Annotated in this window: 18 protein-coding genes; 10 read left to right on the top strand and 8 right to left on the bottom strand. The window is 59.4% G+C overall.

What is annotated here, in order from left to right:
• Positions 1-252, top strand: a 252-nt coding sequence (locus DOU54_RS10285; protein ID WP_146617346.1) for a helix-turn-helix domain-containing protein, incomplete at its 5' end; no start/stop codon positions are given.
• A gap of 391 nt (positions 253-643) precedes the next feature.
• Here the strand turns inward: DOU54_RS10285 and DOU54_RS10275 are convergent.
• The 5 genes from DOU54_RS10275 to DOU54_RS10255 form a co-directional block, all read right to left on the bottom strand.
• Positions 644-1,687, bottom strand: coding sequence for an IS110 family RNA-guided transposase (locus DOU54_RS10275; RefSeq protein WP_113731170.1), 1,044 nt, complete (start codon positions 1,685-1,687; stop codon positions 644-646).
• A gap of 224 nt (positions 1,688-1,911) precedes the next feature.
• A complete protein-coding gene (locus tag DOU54_RS10270) occupies positions 1,912-2,649 on the bottom strand; it encodes an ABC transporter ATP-binding protein (protein ID WP_113731168.1) in 738 nt (245 codons plus the stop codon).
• A complete protein-coding gene (locus tag DOU54_RS10265; protein WP_107341516.1) occupies positions 2,646-3,491 on the bottom strand; it encodes an ABC transporter ATP-binding protein in 846 nt (281 codons plus the stop codon). Before DOU54_RS10265 ends, DOU54_RS10270 begins: the two co-directional genes overlap by 4 nt.
• Positions 3,478-4,377, bottom strand: a complete 900-nt coding sequence (locus DOU54_RS10260) for an ABC transporter permease (protein ID WP_045533899.1) — start codon at positions 4,375-4,377, stop codon at positions 3,478-3,480. The genes DOU54_RS10265 and DOU54_RS10260 overlap by 14 nt, the downstream gene beginning before the upstream one ends.
• Positions 4,374-5,402, bottom strand: a complete 1,029-nt coding sequence (locus DOU54_RS10255) for an ABC transporter permease (RefSeq protein WP_022563795.1) — start codon at positions 5,400-5,402, stop codon at positions 4,374-4,376. Before DOU54_RS10255 ends, DOU54_RS10260 begins: the two co-directional genes overlap by 4 nt.
• A gap of 206 nt (positions 5,403-5,608) precedes the next feature.
• Here DOU54_RS10255 and DOU54_RS10250 point away from each other — a divergent pair, with 206 nt between their 5' ends.
• The 9 genes from DOU54_RS10250 to ligD all read left to right on the top strand — a co-directional run bounded on the left by DOU54_RS10250 (position 5,609) and on the right by ligD (position 17,713).
• The gene (locus DOU54_RS10250; protein WP_004444769.1) at positions 5,609-6,322 is read left to right on the top strand and encodes a FadR/GntR family transcriptional regulator; all 714 of its coding nucleotides are present in this window, start codon (positions 5,609-5,611) and stop codon (positions 6,320-6,322) included.
• A 67-nt stretch (positions 6,323-6,389) separates the two neighbouring features.
• Complete coding sequence (locus DOU54_RS10245; RefSeq protein WP_113731166.1) at positions 6,390-7,370, top strand: mannonate dehydratase; 981 nt, start codon at positions 6,390-6,392, stop codon at positions 7,368-7,370.
• A gap of 124 nt (positions 7,371-7,494) precedes the next feature.
• Positions 7,495-9,033, top strand: coding sequence for an ABC transporter substrate-binding protein (locus tag DOU54_RS10240; RefSeq protein ID WP_286079881.1), 1,539 nt, complete (start codon positions 7,495-7,497; stop codon positions 9,031-9,033).
• Between the two features lie 262 nt (positions 9,034-9,295).
• On the top strand, positions 9,296-10,399 hold the full coding sequence (locus DOU54_RS10235) for a hypothetical protein (RefSeq protein WP_113731162.1): 1,104 nt from the start codon (positions 9,296-9,298) through the stop codon (positions 10,397-10,399).
• A gap of 185 nt (positions 10,400-10,584) precedes the next feature.
• Positions 10,585-12,924 carry a bifunctional diguanylate cyclase/phosphodiesterase gene (locus tag DOU54_RS10230; RefSeq protein ID WP_113731160.1) on the top strand — a complete coding sequence of 780 codons (2,340 nt, stop codon included), beginning with the start codon at positions 10,585-10,587 and terminating at the stop codon, positions 12,922-12,924.
• A gap of 246 nt (positions 12,925-13,170) precedes the next feature.
• Positions 13,171-14,064, top strand: a complete 894-nt coding sequence (locus DOU54_RS10225; RefSeq protein WP_113731158.1) for an SDR family oxidoreductase — start codon at positions 13,171-13,173, stop codon at positions 14,062-14,064.
• A gap of 41 nt (positions 14,065-14,105) precedes the next feature.
• Positions 14,106-14,393, top strand: a complete 288-nt coding sequence (locus DOU54_RS10220) for a hypothetical protein (RefSeq protein WP_113731156.1) — start codon at positions 14,106-14,108, stop codon at positions 14,391-14,393.
• Positions 14,390-15,217 carry a non-homologous end joining protein Ku gene (ku, locus tag DOU54_RS10215; protein WP_113731154.1) on the top strand — a complete coding sequence of 276 codons (828 nt, stop codon included), beginning with the start codon at positions 14,390-14,392 and terminating at the stop codon, positions 15,215-15,217. The genes DOU54_RS10220 and ku (DOU54_RS10215) overlap by 4 nt, the downstream gene beginning before the upstream one ends.
• Before the next feature lie 3 nt (positions 15,218-15,220).
• Positions 15,221-17,713 (top strand): DNA ligase D, encoded by a 2,493-nt coding sequence (gene ligD, locus DOU54_RS10210; RefSeq protein WP_113731152.1) that lies wholly within the window; start codon positions 15,221-15,223, stop codon positions 17,711-17,713.
• 9 nt (positions 17,714-17,722) lie between these two features.
• On the opposite strand, the gene ku (DOU54_RS10205) is transcribed toward ligD, so the two are convergent.
• The 3 genes from ku (DOU54_RS10205) to DOU54_RS10195 form a co-directional block, all read right to left on the bottom strand.
• Entirely contained in the window at positions 17,723-18,514 is a 792-nt protein-coding gene (gene ku, locus DOU54_RS10205; RefSeq protein ID WP_113731150.1) for a non-homologous end joining protein Ku, read from the bottom strand.
• 87 nt (positions 18,515-18,601) lie between these two features.
• Positions 18,602-19,606: an inorganic phosphate transporter gene (locus DOU54_RS10200; protein WP_004444749.1), complete on the bottom strand. Its 1,005-nt coding sequence runs from the start codon at positions 19,604-19,606 to the stop codon at positions 18,602-18,604.
• Complete coding sequence (locus tag DOU54_RS10195) at positions 19,606-20,250, bottom strand: DUF47 domain-containing protein (protein WP_111814143.1); 645 nt, start codon at positions 20,248-20,250, stop codon at positions 19,606-19,608. The genes DOU54_RS10200 and DOU54_RS10195 overlap by 1 nt, the downstream gene beginning before the upstream one ends.
• Between the last annotated feature and the right edge of the window lie 151 nt (positions 20,251-20,401).

The raw sequence follows: 20,401 nt of genomic DNA, 5'->3' as shown, positions 1-20,401 counted from the left end.
ATTGCGGGTATGGGAGTAACGACATTTCACCGGCGCTTCAAATCGGTGACCAATCTCAGCCCCGGCGCCTACCATAAGATGGTCCGGCTTCACGAGGCGCGCAGGCTCCTTCTTGATGCGCGGACAGTCTCAAGCGTTGCCTTTGCGGTTGGCTATGAAAGTGCTTCGCAGTTCAGCCGCGAATATGCAGTCATGTTCGGCGCACCGCCTCGCGCGGACGTGCTGAGCGAGCAAAGCAGGCCAAGTCGTTGACGTGAAGTGATTGCTGTTCTGGAAATCTCGTTCCAGCTCATCGCGCTACCCTTAGCCGCTGAGAAACAACTGCGAGTAAGTATGGTCTCAACGGCCGCTTTCGGCGCTTTTCAGCCGAAAGTGTTGCTCGACAGGAGCAGGTGTTATCTGCGTCCGGCTGATGCAGCGTTCAACGTCTTTTCGCGGCCCGCGCTTCTCTCCGGGATCGGCACTCAGCCCTCCCATGATGGGTTCCAGTAGATGAAGTGGTCCAATCTATGCTGCATCCTGATGACGGATCATCGGTATAAGCGACGCCGCGAACTCACATCACCATCGTCCGCGAAGGACGTTTTCCGCTGCTACACGGAACCTTGGATTCGAATGTCTCTCTCGTCTCTATAGCCGATCGTCATGCCGCGACCGTTGAGACGGTGTCCTCCCTCGTCCAGCGAAACTCGGTGCCATCAACCCACATGCGGTGCATGACGACCGCGAGACGGCGGGCTAGTGCCACTTTGGCCTTCTTGCTGCCATGGCGCTTGGCAATGTTCATGGCCCATGCCTTCAGCCAGCACCATTTCACCACGCGTGTCATCATCGACTGGGCGGCCTCATACAGCAGTCGCCGCATCATGGCGTCCCCGCGCAGCGAAACGTGGCCGACTCGGCTCATTTCGCCTGACTGTTTCAGGACAGGGGTGAGGCCCAATATCGCTCCGACCGATCGGGAATGACGAAACCTGGGAATATCGATCGTCGAGACATAAGCGAGCGAGACGATCGGCCCAACGCCAGGCACCGTCATTAGCCGCCTGCAAACGTCGTCCTGTTTCGCCTCGGCCAGAACCCTCTTCTCCAGTTTGGCAAGACCTTCTCGCAACTTGCGCCGTCCGGCGAGCAATGGCTCCATGATTTCCGCAAGCGCAACGTCATGTTCGACAAGTTCGAGTATTCTTCTCTCGAATGTGCCGCCCGAGGCATGGCCAACCTTCGGTCCGAAGTTGCGCAGCAGCCCACGCATCTCGTTCTCCAGGTCGATCGCCTTTTCCTGCAGCAGCGATCGGGCCGTTAGCAAGGCGCGACGCTTCTGGCTGGTGAGCGTCTTCACATGCACGTCCTTGAACAGGCCGACCCGCATCATGTGGGCGATGCCACGTGCATCGTTCCTGTCGCTTTTATTCTGTTGGAGGGCATCCAGGAAAGCTTTGGTGTGCCGCGTCTCGATGCACAAGATAGGCAAGCCCGCTCTTGCCAGTCCTTCAAACAGCCATTGGGACAAGGGGCCCGCCTCAACGCCTACCCTTTCCAAGCTGAACGAGGGATCGCTGAGGATCGCGATAAGGTCCTCCGGATGAGATACCACCTTCCGCTCGCGGCATAGTTTCCCGCTTTCATCGACGATACAGACGCTCGTTTCTTTGACCGAGACATCGAGGCCGGCATAGTGTTTCATGGCTGCGCTCCTCTGCATGATGGTTGTGCCTGTTCCGACAGGCTACTTTTATCATCGGCAGTGTGGTGCAGCCCCTGGCTGCCTGCAAATGGGAAGGGGGACGAAGCCGATTAGCCCATCTATGTTGTTCTTCAGGGGAGCGCGAATAAAAAACGGTCTCTTCAGGATGTTTGACTGTGGGATTGCAAACGCTGAGGTCATTCTGCCTCCCCTCGAGAGGGATTTCAAAGAAAGCTGCTTTCGAACAGCTCGCCTGAATAGGCGGCATGGGTAACGCCTGCTTCAAGGTCGGCCTTGGTCAGCTCATCCACAAAAACGCCGTTCTGCATCACCAGCACGCGGTCGCACATATGGGCGATGACAGCCAGATCATGGCTGACGAGAACAAAGGTCAGATCGCGTACTTCGCGCTGGTCGGCAATAAGGTTGAGGATTTCGGCCTGGATGGAAACGTCGAGCGCGGATGTCGGTTCATCGAGCAGCAGGATCGGTGGTTCGAGGATCAGCGCGCGGGCGATTGCCACGCGCTGGCGCTGACCGCCGGAAAGTTCATGCGGGAACCGCTCGGCAAAATGCGCAGGCAGGCCAACCTGTTGCAGGGCGGCGGGAACCTTCGACCAGCCGTCGCCAAGCCCCATGGCGCGGATGGGCTCGGCCAGAGCCCGACCGATGCGGTGGCGAGGATGCAGCGAACCGTAGGGATCCTGAAACACTATCTGGGCCAGTTTCAGTTCGTCGCGGCTGCGGGTCTTGCCGACCGGTTTTCCATTAAAGCTTATCGAGCCGGTCCAGCCACCCTCCAGACCTGCCAGCGAGCGCAGCAAGGTCGATTTGCCGCAGCCGCTTTCGCCGACAATTCCGAGGGTTTCGCCTTTGTTGACCGTAAGGCTGACGCCGCGTACGACGTGGTTACGTTTTTCCTTGGCGCCGTAGACGACGTCGAGCTTGTCTACCGTGATCATCGCATCACCTCCGCATCGATTGCCTGACGATCCAACACCTTGAGGCGCCTGACCGGATTGCGGGGATCGGGCATGGCCGCGATCAGGCCGCGCGTATAGGGATGCCGCGCATCTTCAAGCTTCGTCAGCGTTTCCACGACGCGCCCGCCATACATGACCAGCACGCGTTCGCAGAACGCCGCCACCATGCGGATGTCGTGGCTGATGAGGATCAGGCCGGAATTGTTCTCGCGCACCATCTCGTCCAGAAGCAGAAGTACATCCTTGCGCACGCTGACATCGAGGGCCGAGGTCGGTTCGTCGGCGATGACAAGCTTCGGCTTGGCGAGCAGCATCATGGCGATCATCACCCGCTGCCCCATGCCACCCGATATCTGGTGTGGATAAAGCGCCATGACGCGGTCGGGATCGTTGATGCGTACGCGCAGCAGCATGTCGCGCGCCGCAGCCCTTGCCGCCTGGCCGGTAAGCGCCAGATGCAGTTCGGCGGCTTCCGCCACCTGTTTGCCGATGGGTAGCACCGGGTTCAGCGAATAACGCGGGTCCTGCATGATCAGCGCCATCTCGCTGCCACGGATCGCGCCCATCTGCCGTTCGGTTTTTGTGAGCAGCGGTTCGCCGAGAAAATCCATTTTCTCCGCCGTCACTGTCGCGCTCTTTGGCAAAAGGCGCATGGCGGCCCGGCCGGTGGTGGATTTGCCGGAACCGGATTCACCGACGATACCGACCCTTTCGCGGCCGACGTCGAAATTGACGTTGGAAACGGCGGAAATGGCATTGCGCCCAAAACGGACATTGAGGTCGCGTACCGAGAGTATGGGAGTGCTGTCAGGAACGGGCATGACGCGGATCCAGAAGGTCGCGCAGCGTATCGCCGGCGATGTTGAAGGCAAGGCTCGTCAGCAGGATGGCAATGCCGGGCATGACGGCGACCCACCAGTAATCGAGCATGAATTTGCGGCCGCTGGAGATCATCGCACCCCATTCAGGCAGCGGCGGCTGCGCCCCAAGGCCGAGAAAGCCGAGCGAAGCAGCCGTCAGGATGATGCCCGCCATGTTCAGCGTGAGGCGAACGATGACCGAGGGAATGCACATCGGCGCGATATAGAGAAACAGGATGCGCAGCGGCGAGGCACCGTAGAGGCGGGCGGCGGCCACATAATCGGTGTTTCGCACCACCAGTGCTTCCGCGCGGGCGAGACGCGCAATCGGTGGCCACGCCGTCAGCGAGATCGCGATGATCGCTGTTCCGAGACCGGCTCCCATCGCTGCCGCAAAGGCAAGTGCGAGCACGAGCGAGGGGAAGGAGAGGACGATATCGGTCGCGCGCATTAAGATGGCATCGGTGCGCCCGCCGAAGAAACCCGCCATGACGCCAATCGCAAGGCCGATCGGACCAACGATGACCGAGACCGACAGGACGGTCTGGATGGTGATGCGGGTGCCGTAGACGAGCCGGCTGAAAATATCGCGGCCAAATTCGTCGGTTCCGGCCAGGTGCGCCCAGCTTGGCGGCTGAAGCGCGTTTTCGAGCGCCTGGCGGGCAGGATCGTAAGGCGCAATGAGCGGAGCGAAAATGGCGACCAGAACCAGAACCGCCAGAATGGCGAAGCCGAACATCCCAAGTGGCTCATCTGCGAGCTTCCTAAGTGTCCGCACGGTTGTGGTCGACAGGCGCGAGAGGGCGCCGGGGCGATCAACGGTATTGTTTTGCGCGATATCGGTCATCGTGCGGCCTCCCGTGTGCGGGGATCAAGCGTGGTGTAGGCCAGATCGGCGAGGAAGTTGAGCAACATGAATATGAAGCCGATGACGATCGTGGCGGCGAGGATCGCATTCATGTCGCCGATGAGCAGCGCATTGGTCATATATTGGCCGATGCCCGGCCAGGAAAAGACGATCTCGGTCACCACGGCGCCTTCCAGCAGATTGCCGTAGGAAATTGCCAGTACAGTTATGAGCTGCACGGCGATATTGGGCAGTACATGGCGTGTTATCGTGCGTGCGGGACTGACACCTTTTGCCCGCGCCGCGATCACATAGTCCTGGCTCAGCTGTTCGAGGGTGAAAGCCCTCGTCATGCGGGTGATATAGGCCATGGCCATATAGGCAAGGATTACGGCCGGCAGGATGATGTGTCCGAGCGCGTTCCAGAAGATTTCCGTCTCGCCCGCAAGCAGGCTGTCGACCAGCATCAGGCCGGTTCTGGGTTCCACAAGACCCTCGTAGAACACGTCCACCCGGCCGGGCCCTCCGACAAGATTGAGACTGGCATAAAAAATGACGAGCCCGACAATGCCGAACCAGAAGACAGGTATCGAATGTCCAACCAGCGCAAAGACACGCGCGAACTTGTCGATGAACGTATCGCGAAACAGGGCTGCGGCAAGACCGAGGGGAACGCCGATGATCGTCGAGATGATGATCGCCAGCGTCGCAAGTTCGAAGGTTGCGGGGAAGGCCTGCGCCAGATCGCGCGTCACGGGATTGCCCGTCAGGATCGCGATACCGAAATCCCCATGCAGCAGACCACGCAAGTAAATGAAGAACTGCTGATAAAGTGGCAGATCAAGGCCAAGCCGCGCCCTCATGGCCTCATAGGCCTTTGGATCGGCAAGCTCGCCGACGATTGCTCCGACCGGATCGGTCGGCATCACACGGCCTATGATGAAGGTGATGCAGAGCAGGATGAAGAGGCTGACGATCAGTTGCAGAAAACGATGCCCAAGCCCGCGCAGTGAAATCTCCGTCATTGCTGGCCGCACTTCCTTGAGAGAAATCCGTCAGGGGCCGGCCCTTTGCCCGCTGCTCGCCGCAGACGCGCAATTCTCTTTTGTAAAAACTCTTGATGGTACTTCATCCCAACCCCTCCCTGAGTTAACATGAAAACATATGACGTGCCGCCACGTCATCATATGAGGAACGAAGGGATTCGTATTCTGCAAGAGGGAAGACTGGCATGATTGGCGACAAAGCGAGGCCGCGGGAGAGGCGGGCGCAACAGATCATCGATAATCTCAGCGCAGAAATTCGCAGTGGAAAACTGAAAAATGGCGACCAGCTTCCCACGGAGCCGCAATTGGAACGCGCTTATGGCGTGAGCCGGACGGTGGTCCGCGAAGCGATTGCCGATTTGCGTTCTGCCGGTTACGTCGTCCCTATCCAGGGCAAGGGGGTTTTTGTCAGTAGCGACAGTGAATGGGCCGGCGTGAAACTGACGCAGTCTGAAGTTGGCACCATTGCCGAGACGCTGGAAATGCTGGAGTTCCGCCTGGCAACGGAAGGGGAGGCGGCGGCGATCGCAGCCTATCGCCGGACGGCCCAGCAGGAAGCGGCAATCTCGGCGGCGCACCGGAAAATGGCCCGTGCCATCGACGCTGGCGAATCAACCGTCGATGCGGATTACGAATTCCATTCGGCCATCGCGACCGCAACCAATAACCGCTTCTATCTGGAGGCATTGCGCCAGTTCGGTTCACGCTCGATACCGCGTGGGCAGTTCCCAACGCTGCCTGAAACCGGCGACGCGAATTATCTTCGCAAAGTCCAGGCCGAGCACGAGGCAATCCTGCGCGCTATCGTCGAGCAGGATCCCGATGCGGCCCGAAAAGCCATGCGTGAACACATGCTGGCAAGCCAGCGGCGATACAGGCTGCTCTCGGAGGCGCAATAGCATCTCGACACTCATCTTATTTCATGCGATGTCATATGATGACTTGCATGGAGAGAGGAGAGAATCGATGTATGTCGGCACCCAGGTTGCTGCGCGCGATGACGAGGATTACAAGGTCTGGGCGCAGCTCGGCGTCAAAAACATCAGCGCGGATCCGCCCGGAGCACCCGCGAGCTGGACTTTCGAGGATTTCGAGCGCCACCGTGACAAGGTCGAAAGCTTTGGCCTTGTCCTCGATATGGTGCAACTGCCGTTGCCGTCCCGGCCCATCGAGCAGGCGTCATATCCCGATATCCTGCTTGCCGGCCCGGATCGCGACCGGCAGATCGATGCCGTCTGCGCGATGATCGAAAATATCGCGAGGGCCGGAATTCCTGCCGCGAAATACAATCTCAACCTCATTGGCATTCCGCGCACGGAGATGGAGCGCGGCCGTGGCGGTTCGCTCAACGAGGCATGGCGCTGGGACAAGGCGGACCATGATGCCGCACCGGGCCTCGCCGGCGTTCTGTCCGAAGACGAGAACTGGGAACGCATCGACTACTTCCTTGAACGGGTCGTGCCGGTTGCCGAAAGCAACAGGGTGCGTCTCGCCTGCCACCCCCATGATCCCTATACACCGCCAGGCTACAGGGGCGTCACCCGTGTGCTGGGAACGGTCGATGGGCTGAAGAAGTTCGTGCAGATGCGCGAGAGCCCCTATCACGGCCTGAATTTCTGCCAGGGGTCAATCGGCGAGATGCTTGATGATCCGCGCGAGGAGATCGACGACATCATCCGCTGGTTCGGCAGCCGCGACAAGATTTTCAACGTCCACTTCCGCAACATCAGCGGCGGGAAATTGTCCTTCATGGAGACTTTCCCCGATGAGGGGGACATGGACATGGTGCGCTCGCTGAAACTCTATCACGAACTCGGTTATCGCTACATTATCATGCCGGACCATGTGCCGACGATTGCCGGACGCGATCCCGTCGGCGTCGCTTTCGCCTTCTGCTACGGCTACATCGCAGCCTTGATCGAAGCACTTGATAACAAACATCTTTGACCGTTTTGGCCCGCGACGCCCCGCTGCGTCGCGGCTTTTCCCGAACATCAATTACCGATCTGTAGGAGGAGCAGGTATGAAAAAAACAATGATCCGTCTCGCATTCACCACCGTTCTTGGCGCTATGCTCGTGCAGGGATCGCCCGTCGCGGCCAAAACCCCCAACGACCAGCTGGTTATCGGCACGTCGCTGGCCCAGGTGCTGTCACTCGACCCCCATCAGGCCACCGAGGCAAAAGCCAACGAAATCATGGCCAATCTTTATGATCGCCTGATCTCGGTGGACGGTTCCGGCAAGGTTTCGCCGCAGCTCGCCGAGCGCTGGGAAACGGATGAGAAAGGCATCACCTTTCATCTTCGCGAGGCGAATTTCGCCTCCGGTAACCCGGTGACCTCGGCCGATGTGGTTTATTCGCTCAGCCGCCTTCTGAAGATGAACCAGGCAGCCGCAGCGAACCTCAAGCGCGTGGGCTACAATGCCGACAACATCGACAAGCTGGTAAGTGCTCCGGATGAAATAACGGTTCGCGTCGATCTTTCGGGTGAAACGACTTCGGAATTGCTGCTCTATCGCCTCGCCATGGTCATTGCCAGCGTGGTCGACAGTAAGGAACTGAAGTCCCACGAGGTCAATGATGACTGGGGGAATGCATGGCTGAGAACAAATTCGGCCGGCTCCGGCCCGTTCACCCTCAACCGCTGGTCGCCGAATGAGATCATCATTCTGGAGGCGAATAAGGACTATGTGGCCGGCAGCCCCAAAATGCGCCGCGTCATCGTGCGGCATGTGCCGGAAAGCCAGGTTGAACGCCTGATGCTGGAGCGCGGCGATATCGACATCGCCAGCGCGCTGACGGCTGCGGATCTTGCGACCTTCAACAACAAGGACGGTTTCCAGATCCAGCGTGTGCCGACGGGCGGTTTTTACGTCCTGTCCATGAATGCCGGCAAGGAGCCCCTGTCCAACCCCAAGGTCCGCGAAGCGATCGCCTACGGCATCGACTACAAGGGCATGGAAAAAACCATCATGGGTCCCTACGGCCGGGCGCGCACGGTGCCCGTGCCGGAAAACTTCGAATATGCCATTCCGAGCCCGGATTGGAAGCTCGACGCGGAGAAGGGAAAAGCGCTCCTCAAGGAGGCCGGCTACGAGAACGGTTTCACGCTCAATCTGAAGACGATCGCGCAGACGCCGCGCATCGACCTCGCCACTGCCATTCAGGCAACGCTCAGCCAGATTGGTATCAAGGTCAATATCCAGCAGGGTAACGGCTCGGACGTGATTGCCGCGCACCGCGCGCGGGATTTTGATCTGCTCATCCCGCAGACCGGAGCCTACATGCCGAATGTTCTGGGCTCGATGGAGCAGTTCTCCAGCAACCCGGACAACTCGCTTGCCGCCAACAACGCCGGCAATTTTGTCTGGCGCTCGGCCTGGGATATTCCGGAACTGACCGCGCTCACGGCAAAGGCGTCACTCGAGCCTGATCCCAAGAAGCGCGGGGAAATCTACACCCAGATGCAGGAAATGTTCGTCGCGCAGAAGCCGGCGGTGCTGCCGATGTTCGAGAGATTCGAGCCGATCGTGCTGAATGCACGCGTCAAGGATTATGTGGGCCACCCCAGCCAGACGACCCGGCTTGAAAAGGTCACGAAGGACTGACGGCAAAGAATAGTTTGCGAACCAGGTGACGGGCGGTTTTACCGCCCGTTTTTATGCGTGACTGGGCCCATGCGCCGGAGTCTTCTCCCGCACGTTGACCAGGCATACGGCGCCGGGACGGGAGATAGCCGCGCACCATCCCGTAATTTCAGGGGGTTTTCTCAAGGACTTCATCGGTTTAGACCGTGCGGCAACTTTTCCTTCCGTCGGGCGAGAGTCGCGAACTCCGCTCACCTACCTCCCGAAGAATGCGTTGACGACTATGAACCTTGCACAGATAAAACTTCCGTCTCGGCCACTCAGCCTCAAACGCGGCGTCATTTCGGTGCCGGCAGCCTATTATTTCTCCGTTCCCGTGCTTCTCGTAATCACGATTGTCATGCTGGTAGCCGAAGGCCCGGGTGTCGTGCGTGACTACAAGATCAGCCAGGATCCGCTGGAGATTGAAAACGGCGATATCAGCGGCAGCTGCAAGACACGCAAGGCGATCTTCACGACCTGCAAGGCCGATCTTTCCTACGACCATGCGGGAGTGAGCTACAAGAAGGATGTCGAGGTCATGTTCGTCGATCTCCATTCCGGCGATTACGAAACCGGGCTGGTCATCTCCGCGAAGAACCCGGAACTCGCAACGATTTCGCTGGGTCTGGACATGCTCTGGAACCGTATCATCACACTCGGCGTGTTTGTCTTTCTGCTTGGTTTCGGCAGTCTCGCCATGCTGTTCACACTTGTCCGCATGCTGCGGGTCCGCCTGCGGCTACGCAACCCGGCCCCTTTGACCGTTATTCCAGTGGCGCTGACGGCCGTTGCAGAAAAACGCAGCCGTCTTTTCGTGACCTATGCCGATACGGTCAGAGACGATAAAACCAAGCGGCAATCCTTCACGCATCTGGAACGGGGTCGCATTCCCGTTGTCATCGGCAATACCGGCAAACAGGATGTAGCGCTTGCAGTCCTGCATGGTAACAGCGCCTTGCCTGTCCTGCTTGACGATCAGATGGAGCGGATCGACCTGACGGAACAGGAGCGCGCGGAAGCTCTCGCATCGCTTGCCCCGATGGTCGCGCACGAGACACAGGAGGCTGCCGCCGCCCAGGCCGCGTCGATGAACAAGGGACCCGGCCTCCTGCGCCGGCTCGGGACTTTCGTCGCCATTCTCGCCTTCATCATCGTGGCGGTCATGGGCTACTGGCTGTGGTATGTCACAAGCGCTCCGTCGCAATTCAACTCCCCCGGCATGGACATTAACAACATGCTGCCGGCGGCACTCAACGAGTGGGGCTGCGCCCGCCTGCAAGAACGCTTCTCTGACGGCCGGGCTCCGTTTGGCTGCGCCGCTGCGGATTATCAAAGCTGGAAATAAAGGGTTTTCCTTTTTACCGTCGGGTCGGTTTGCCAAAAGCGTTACAGCCTGGCACACCGGCCCGGGCTCTACTCAGGATTCTGGACGAGAAGAGGCCATTATCAATAGTTGCATTAGAGATTTATAAATAAACCACTTTCATAGTGCCATCGTGAGCGGTTCTTCAGAGGCTGGGAGAGTGCATCATGTTCACGGTGCTGGAATGCGTTGCCGTCCAACACGATCGGGAGATCGTGCTTCTTGCTGCATTGATCTGTCTGCTGGGAATGCTCGCCTTTTTTCACCTCTTGTTGCGCGCTGAGGAAAGCCCCTCCAGCCGAAAGCCCTATTGGGTCCTGGTTGCCGCCTTCGCGGCGGGGCTCAGCGTCTGGGCCACCCATTTTGTCGCCATGCTTGCCTATAAGGGCACTGTTCCCATCGGCTTCGATTTTTACTTCACCGCGCTTTCGGCGGTTCTTGCCGTACTCGGCTTCTGGCTGGCGCTTACCGCGCGCACGCAGGCAATTTTCGGCCCGGTCATCGCCGCCACCCTGGTGACGCTCTCCGTTGCCGTCATGCATTTCGTCGGAATGGCGGGAATAGATGTCGCCGCCACGGTCAGCTACGATTGGGGGGCTGTTCTTGGCGGTTTTGCCGTCGCCTGGGCGTTTTTTCTTCTGTCCTCCTGGCTGTTTCACCGCCTCGGCTCCTGGAAGCGCATCGTTTTTCCCGCCGCCGCGTCGATCCTTGCAATCTGCGCGCTGCATTTCACTGCCGTGTCGGCCACCGTTCTCTCGCCCGACCCGTCCATTTCCGGACCAGACCCCGACAATCTCGGGCGGCTGATCATGATCGGCGCGGTTTCCGGCGTGACATTCCTGATCCTTTCCGCAACCGCGACCGCGGCGCTCGTGGACCGGTATCTCGTCGACCTCAAGGGTCTCGTCGACGCGACACTGGACGGCCTTGCGGTCGTGCGCGATGGCCGCATCGTCGAGCTGAATACGCGTTTCGCAGGCCTGCTGGGGCGCGATGAAACGTCGCTGGTCGGAAAGAATCCCGATGAACTTTTCCGGGCCACGGATGGGCAACCCGTCTATGTACCCCGTAATGCGCCCGTAGAGGCCATACGTGAGCGCGCCGACCGCGCGCAGGTGTTCGAACTCGCCGTGCGCACCATCGAATACCGAGGTCGTCCCTGCGAGGTCATGGCCATTCGCGACCTAACGGAGAAGCGTGAGGCGCAGCGGGAGATCGAATATCTTGCCCGCCACGATGTGCTCACCGGCCTTTCCAATCGCACCATGTTCCAGACGCGGCTGCGCCAGCAGATCGAACATTGCGGCGAGGGCGACGAATTTGCGCTGCTGGCGCTCGATCTCGACCGCTTCAAGGCGGTCAACGATATATTCGGCCACGCCGAAGGCGACAGGGTTCTCAAGAAAGTCGCGGCGATTCTCGATGAATGCGCGAGATCTGGCGATGTGGTCGCCCGGCTCGGTGGTGATGAGTTCGTCATTCTGACCGCGCGGCATACCAAGGCGGAAGAAGCGCGCCTGCTTGCCGAGACGATCCTCGCCATGTTCGCCCTGAAAATGAATGCCGCCAATGATCCGACCGCCGTCGGTGTCAGCATCGGTATTGCCGTCTTTCCGCGCGACGGAATGGATGACGAGAGTATCCTGCATGCCGCCGATCTCGCGCTTTATCGGGCCAAGATGGGCGGCCGTGGCATATTGGCCTTTTATGACCCACTGATGGATCAGGAGGCGCGCGAGCGTCGCCAGCTCGAGACGGATCTGAGGCTGGCAATCAATCGTGATGAGCTCGTGCTGAATTACCAGCCGGTCCTTTCCGTCGAATGCGGTGAGGTCGTCGGTTATGAGGCGCTGGTGCGCTGGCAGCATCCCACAAGAGGCGTGGTGCCTCCGGACGTGTTCATCCCGATCGCGGAGGAAAGTGGTATCATCATCTCGCTCGGCGAATGGGTGCTGCGCGAGGCCTGCCGTCAGGCGAACACCTGGGCGCCGCATCTGAAAATCGCGGTCAATGTGTCGCCGCTGCAATTTTCCCTGGCCAATCTGGGCCATGTCGTCTGCACCATCCTGATGCAGACCGGCCTTTCGCCCAACCGGCTGGAACTGGAGATCACCGAAGCTGCCCTGCTGAAAGACCGAAAGGCGACGCTGACAATTCTGACCCAGCTCAAAGCGCTTGGCGTTGCCATTGTCATGGATGATTTCGGTACGGGTTATTCTTCGCTCAGCAACCTGCAGAGCTTCCCTTTCGACAAGATCAAGATCGATCGCAGCTTCATTGCCGCCATGAGCGATGACGACAATGCCCGTGCCATCGTGCGCGCGGTTATCGGCCTTGGCCGCAGCCTCGATCTGCCGGTAACGGCGGAAGGAATCGAAACCGATGCGCAATATCGCATGGTCGTCGATGAAGGATGCGCGCAGGCTCAGGGCTATCTCTTTGGCAAGCCGGATGTGGCGCCGGCACAGGCCGCGGGTACAACCACGCGGAAGAAATATACTGTTTGAGGAAGGCGCGGCAGCGCGTGGGGCGCGCTGTCGGCCATCTCCATGTCGGCCATCCACGCTCGGCCATTCATCCTCCCAGCCTGATTTCATGGAACGAGAGCCTGCGCAGATCGTTAGGATTGCGTGTGGCGCGCCGTGTTGTCCGTGCCACTTCCGGCGCCGAACAACCGCTCGGACAAAGCTGTCGGATCAGCTTTTCCCGGGCCGCGCGCGACGAATGGACACCTTTTATTGGGAGAGCCCGCAATGACAGACCGCCTCGAGCCCCAGGATCCGCGCAGCCAGTATCCGCGCCCGCCTTTTTCGACGCCGGAGCAGGAGATGCCGGGTCTCGTGACCAACATGACGCCCCTTCCGGACCATGGGGAGAAGAGCTACAGGGGCTCGGGAAAACTTGCCGGTCGCAAGGCGCTGATAACGGGCGGCGATTCCGGCATCGGCCGTGCGGTGGCAATCGCTTTCGCACGAGAAGGAGCGGATGTCGCGATCTCCTACCTTCCTGAAGAGGAATCCGACGCCGAGGAGGTGGTCGCGCTCATCGAGGCGGAAGGCCGTCTGGTGGTGGCGTTACCCGGCGACATTACCGATGAAGGCTGGTGTCGCGAGCTGGTCGAAAAAGCGGCTGGCGATCTCAACGGCCTGGATATTCTGGTAATCAATGCCGCAAGACAGCAATATCGCGAGGGTATCGAGGAACTGTCGACCGAAGATTTCGACCGCACGATGAAGACCAATCTCTATGCTCTTCACTGGATTGCGCAGGCCGCCGTTCCGCATCTCAAGCCAGGCGCTTCCGTTATCACCACGGCCTCGATACAGGCCTACGAGCCTTCTGCCATCCTCTTGGATTATGCGACCACAAAAGCGGGCATCGTGGCCTACACCAAAGCGCTCGCGAAGCAGCTGATAGACAAGGGGGTGCGCGCCAACGTTGTCGCACCGGGCCCGTTCTGGACGGCGTTGCAACCGAGCGGCGGCCAGCCCACCGAAAAGGTGCGCAATTTTGGCAAGGATAGCGATTTTGGCCGCCCCGGCCAGGCGGTGGAGCTTGCGCCGGTCTATGTCCTGCTCGCATCGCAGGACGGCAGTTTTATCAATGGTGAGGTTTACGGCGTGACCGGCGGCAAGGGTATTGCCTGAGGCAATGATTCATGCGCCAGCTGGCTGTTCGAGGAGCAGACATGAAAAGGCACGAACGACGTTCACAAACGAATGCAAAACCCTTCGATGTACGCGACCGGCTGATACTGGCCCTTTACGCGCAGCTGAAGGCGGAAAGGCAGACGAGGGAGGCCATGGAATGGGTCATTCGCAATGGCGGCCTTTCCCCTGAAGTGCTGGAAGCCATGGCCTCCGACCCTGTGCCGGTTCTTGCGGAAGCGGACGTTCCTGCCATCGAGCGCATTCTTGCCGCAGACCGGAATGGCGGCCGCTCGTCGCGTAACGACAATCACGGGCGGGCGTCATGAACAGGAGGGCGAGCTGGAGAGGCCATCTGGTCTTTGGTGATCTGAACTGTGAAATCGGTCTTTATTCCGCTCTGACCTCGTCGGAGAAAATCTCGTTCAACATCGTCAACCGCAAGACGGGTCACCGCGTGGAGCGGCAATATGTGGATAGCGATACCGGCGAGGCGGTCGAACGGGACGAGCAGGTCAAGGGCTACGAACGCGATAATGGCGATTACATCGTCATCGAGGGTGACGAAATCTCAAAGCTGATGCCGGAAAATGACAAGGTCATCCGTATCCGGCATTTCCTCCAGTGCGACGACATAGACAAGCTTTATTTCGACAGGTCCTATTATCTAGCGCCCACACAGGAAGGTGGCGAGGAGGCGCTGACGCTTCTCGCCAGAGCGATGGAAGACGAAAATGTTGCTGCCCTCGGAGAGGCCGTGCTGTTCCGGCGCAACCGCGTGGTCCTCATCCGGCCGAGCGGCAGGGCGCTCGTCGCAACCACGCTGAACTTCGGTTACGAGGTTCGGGCAGAGAGCACCGTCTTCAAATCCATCCCGGACATCGAGTTCGATGACGAAATGCTGGAACTTGCCGGTCATATCATCGAAACGCGGGCCGGCACCTTCGATCCCTCCGATTATAGCGACCGTTACAACGATGCCCTTGCGGAGCTGGTGAAAGCCAAGATTGAGGGCCGGGAAATCCGCAAGCGGGCACCGCAGAAACAGGACAATGTGATTGATCTCAAGGAGGCGCTCCGTCGCAGTGCAAGGGAAGACGCCGGAAAAAAAGCGAAGCCGTCAGGCCGCAAGACGTCGCGGAAAGCGAGCTGATCCATGGGATTGCAGACCTATAACGCCAAACGCAGCTTCGACAAGACCCCTGAGCCCAAAGGGACGAAGGCCGAGGTCGAAGGCTCGAGCTTCGTCATCCAGAAACATGATGCCCGCAGGCTGCATTACGATTTTCGTCTGGAAATGGATGGGGTGCTGAAGAGCTGGGCGGTCACGCGAGGCCCAAGCCTTGATCCGGAAGAAAAGCGCCTTGCCGTGCACGTGGAAGACCATCCGCTCAGCTATGGCGATTTCGAGGGTGTCATCCCCAAGGGACAATATGGTGGCGGCACCGTCATCGTTTGGGATCGCGGCGTCTGGCGGCCGATCGGCGACGCCAGAAAGGGCTATCGAAAAGGCCATCTCGAATTCGAGCTGGAAGGCGAGAAGCTGAGAGGCCGCTGGCATCTCGTGCGTATGCACGGAAAGCCTGGCGAAAAGCGGGAAAACTGGCTGCTGATCAAAGGCGATGATGACGAGGCGCGGCACGACGGCGGTGCCGATATTCTGGAAGAGCGGCCGGAATCGGTGAAAACCGGTCGCAGCGTTGAAGATGTCGCTTCAAAACCCAAGGACACGTGGAATTCCAAACCCGTGTCGAAAAAGGCCACGGCATCCTCTTCAGGCCGGAAGCAGGCGCATGACTTGCCCAGGGGTGCGCGTAAACAGGCGCTTCCGTCCTTCGTGCCGCCGGCGCTTGCCACGCTGAAGCCGAAACCGCCTGGCGGCGATCGCTGGCTGCACGAAATCAAGTTCGACGGATACCGACTGCAGGTCCGGCTCGACCACGGCAAACTCCAGCTTCTGACCCGTAGTGGCCTGAACTGGACAGAGAAATTTGGGGATGCGGTGGCCCGCGCGTTAAAGGCCTTGCCCGCCGAAACAGCCCTGATCGACGGTGAAATCGTCGTGGAACGGGACAGCGGCGCATCCGACTTTTCAGCCCTGCAACAGGATTTAAGTGAAGGGCGCAGCGATCGTTTCGTCTTCTACGCCTTCGATCTTCTGTATCTCGATGGGTCCGACCTGCGCGGCGCAGCGCTCACCGAACGCAAGGCTCTCCTCGAAAAACTCCTTCCGGCGGGCAATCCGCAGCTGCGTTACAGCGAACATTTCGAGGAGAGCGGCGCGCTGGTCCTTGACCACGCCTGTCGTCTCAGCCTCGAAGGGGTGATCTCCAAGGTCAAGGACAGCAAATATGTCTCCGGCCGCAAGGGTGATTGGGTGAAATCGAAATGTTCGATGCGGCAGGAATTCGTCATCGGTGGTTATACGGTTTCTTCCACTTCGGATCATGCCATCGGTTCACTGGCCCTCGGCGTGTATGAAAAGGGCAAGCTGCGCCATGTGGGCCGCGTCGGTACGGGTTACACCGGCGAGGTGGCTGAGATGCTGCTCGGACGCCTGAAGCCGCTCGTGCAAAAGGAAAGCCCCTTCGGAGAAAAGCTGACCGCGCTTGCACGTCGCGACCTCCACTACGTCAAACCGGACCTCGTGGCGGAGGTCGAATTCCGGGCGTGGTCGGGCGATGGCAATCTGCGGCACGCATCATTCCGAGGACTGCGCGAGGATAAGCCTGCTCAAGAAATCGAACGCGAGGAGAAGGCCGTGAACGACACCAGACCGCCGCAGTCTGCCATCCAATTCACTCACCCGGACCGCCTTTACTGGCCGGATGACGGCGTGACGAAGGAAGGTCTTGCCGATTATTATGCCCAGGTCTGGAAGCAGATGGCGCCCTTCGTGGTCAACAGGCCGCTGGCGCTGCTGCGCTGCCCGGAGGGTATAGAAGGGCAGCGGTTTTTCCAGAAACACGCCTGGCGCGGCATCAACAAGGCCATCGAACAGATCAGGGATCCCAAGGACAAGGCCGGCGAACCACTGATCCGCATCACCGATTTTGACGGCATGATGGCGCTCGTGCAGTCTGCGGCGCTTGAAATCCACCCATGGGGAGCGACCACCGCGAGCTGGGAAAAGCCGGATATGATCACCATGGATATCGATCCCGCCGAGGATGTCTCCTGGGAGGATGTGATAGAGGCGGCGCTCGAACTGAAGCAACGTTTTGAAGCGGCGGGTCTGGCAGCTTTCGTCAAGACATCAGGCGGCAAGGGGCTTCATGTGGTTGCCCCGCTGAAGCCGCAGGCGGGCTGGACGGCAGTCAAGGCATTTGCCAAAGCCATGGCCGCAGAGATGTCGAAGGCCGAGCCGGACAGGTACCTCTCGGTCGCAACCAAGGCAAAACGCAAAGGCCGCATTTTCATCGACTATCTGCGCAACGGTCGCGGCAATACCGCGGTGGCGCCTTATTCGACACGGGCGCGGCCGGGTGCGGCGGTCTCCGTCCCCCTCGAATGGTCCGAACTCACGGCCGATATCGGTCCTGCCCACTTCACGGTCAACAATATCGGGGTACGTCTTTCCGCATTGAGGAAAGATCCCTGGGAGGGCTTTTTTGCCGCCGCGGAGGTTTTGCCGAAAAAGGCACGCTAAGACCGCGTCTCAGCGCTTCTTTTCGGCCGCGATGCTTTTCTTCAAAGCGTCCATGATGTTGATGACGTTGCCGCCGGTTCGGGCCTTGGTGCCGCCCTTCTTGTTTGAGGCGGGCGCTTCATTGCCTTTGCTCTTGAGCAGCGACCTGATCTTTTTCTGGATCGGGTCCTGAACCAACGTTGGTTTCCACTCCGTCATCTGGCTGGAAATGCGTTTTTCCATGGCCTGCAGCAGCGGCTTTTCAAGTTTCATCTTCGGGTCGAGAGCGTCAATGCTTTCGCGCACCTCCTCGCCGTAGTGCAATGTCCACAGGATGATGCCCTTACCGGAAGGTTCCAGCAGCACGGCCCGTTCCCGCCGGTAGAGCACAAGCCGGGCAATGCCGAAAACGCCGTTTGCCGTCATGGCCTCGCGAATGACGCTGAAAGCTTCGGCGCCGATCTTGTCTTCCGGGCGAAGAAAGTGCGGTCGGTCGTACCAGATCCAGTCTATGGAGCCTTTTGGCACGAAGGTCTTGATATCGATGGTGCGGGTACTTTCGAGCGCCACCGCATCGATCTCGTCATCCTCGAGCAGCACATAATCGTCCTCGCCTCGGGGAAAACCCTTCGCCTGGTTTTTCGCCGCAACGGGGCGGTGGGTGACGCTGTCGACATAACGGCTTTCGACGCGATTGCCGGTCTTGCGATTGAGAACGTGGAAGCGGTATTTGTTGCCTTCTGTCGTTGCAGGTGTCAGCGATACGGAGGCCGTCACCAGCGACAGCTTCAGATAACCCTTCCAGAAAACCTGACGTGCCATTTCCCGCGATCCGCTTGCCCGTTGATCTCCCGGATCAAACAGCCACGGTGTGTTTTTTGTTCCGGGAGGGGCCGATGGGGCAGGGAGTCAGCCGAACAGCGATGTCAGCCAGTAAACGGAAGCGGAAATCAGTGCCGCGGCCGGCATGGTCACGATCCAGGCGATGACGATGTTGCCGGCCAGTCCCCAACGCACCGCGGAGACGCGGCGTGCGGCCCCGACGCCGACGATGGCGCCGGTGATGGTGTGCGTGGTGGAGACCGGGATGCCGAGCCAGGTGGCGCCGAACAGCGTCAATGCGCCGCCGGTTTCAGCGCAGAAACCCTGCATCGGGTTGAGCCGCGTGATCTTTGAACCCATCGTATGCACGATGCGCCAGCCGCCGAACAAGGTGCCGAGCGCCATGGCAGACTGGCAGGAAATCACCACCCAGAAGGGCACGTAGAAACTCTCCCCGAGATGTCCCTGGCTGAACAGCAGAACCGCGATGATGCCCATGGTCTTCTGCGCGTCATTGCCGCCGTGGCCCAGCGAATATAGCGAGGCGGAGATGAACTGCATGACGCGGAAGGTGCGATCGACTGCAAAGGGCGTCTGCCGCACGAAAAGCCACGATACCGCAAGCACCAGAAGCAGCGCGAGGAAAAAGCCGATTGCCGGCGACATGAAGATGGCGCCGACTGTCTTCAGCAGACCCGACCAGACGATGGAATTGAAGCCGACCTTTGCCAGACCTGCGCCAACGAGGCCGCCGATCAAGGCGTGCGACGAACTGGAGGGGATGCCGAAAATCCAGGTGACGATGTTCCAGACGATCGCGCCGATCAGCGCCGCGAAAATCACCTGCGGAGATACGATGGCCGGATCGATGATGCCGGTGCCGAGCGTTTCCGCCACATGCAGGCCGAAGAAGAGGAAGGCTATGAAATTGAAGAAGGCCGCCCACGCAACGGCATATTGCGGCCGCAGCACCCGGGTGGAAACGATCGTGGCAATGGAATTTGCGGCGTCGTGAAGACCGTTCAGAAAATCGAAGAAGAGTGCAATGGCGATAAGGCCGACAAGCAGCGGCAGTGCAAGTGCGACATCCATCAGACGTTCTCGATAACGATGCCGCTGATCTCGTTGGCCACATCCTCGAAGCGGTCAACCACCTTTTCGAGTTCGCCGTAGATCTCGCTGCCGATCATATAGGCCATGGCATTGCCGGCGGCGCCATGGCGGCGGAACAGGTCTTTCAGTCCCTGGTCGTGCAGGTCGTCGGAGCGCCCCTCGACGCGGGTGATCTCTTCGGCGATCGATGACAGTCGCTGGGCATTAGTGCCGACCTTTTCGAGAAGCGGAATGGCCTCTGCGATCAGGCTCGCCGCGCGCACGATCTCATGGCCCATTTCCTTCATCAGCGGGTCGAATTCGCTCTGCTCGAAGAGGCGGATGGTCTTGACCGTTTTGTGCATCATGTCGATTGCGTCATCCATGGACTGGATCAGGTCCTTGATATCGCCGCGGTCGAAGGGCGTAATGAAACTGCGTCGCACCGCAAGCAACACGTCGCGGGTGATGTCGTCCGCCTGATGTTCGAGGGCAACGATGAGATCGCAGTTCTTTTCGACCTCGACGCCGCTCAACAGGCTATCGAGGGCTTCGGCCGCTTTGATGACGGTTTCGGAATGTTTGCTGAACAGGTCGAAGAAACGATCCTCGCGCGGCATCAGTTTGCGGAAAATGCTCATCATGCGAATTGGCCCTCAGTGGCGCTTTTTATGTTGTGGGGGGTAATTGTCATAAAACTGTCATAAATGCACGCGGGGCATTGATGCAACCCGGAAAATCAGCACTATCAACGGATATGAAATCGACGAAAAAAAGCCGGAAATCCCGCCCGGC

Origin of the sequence: Agrobacterium sp. MS2, assembly GCF_003261015.1 — a bacterium.
Classification (GTDB): domain Bacteria; phylum Pseudomonadota; class Alphaproteobacteria; order Rhizobiales; family Rhizobiaceae; genus Agrobacterium; species Agrobacterium pusense.
This window is presented reverse-complemented; position numbering and strand designations above follow the sequence as displayed.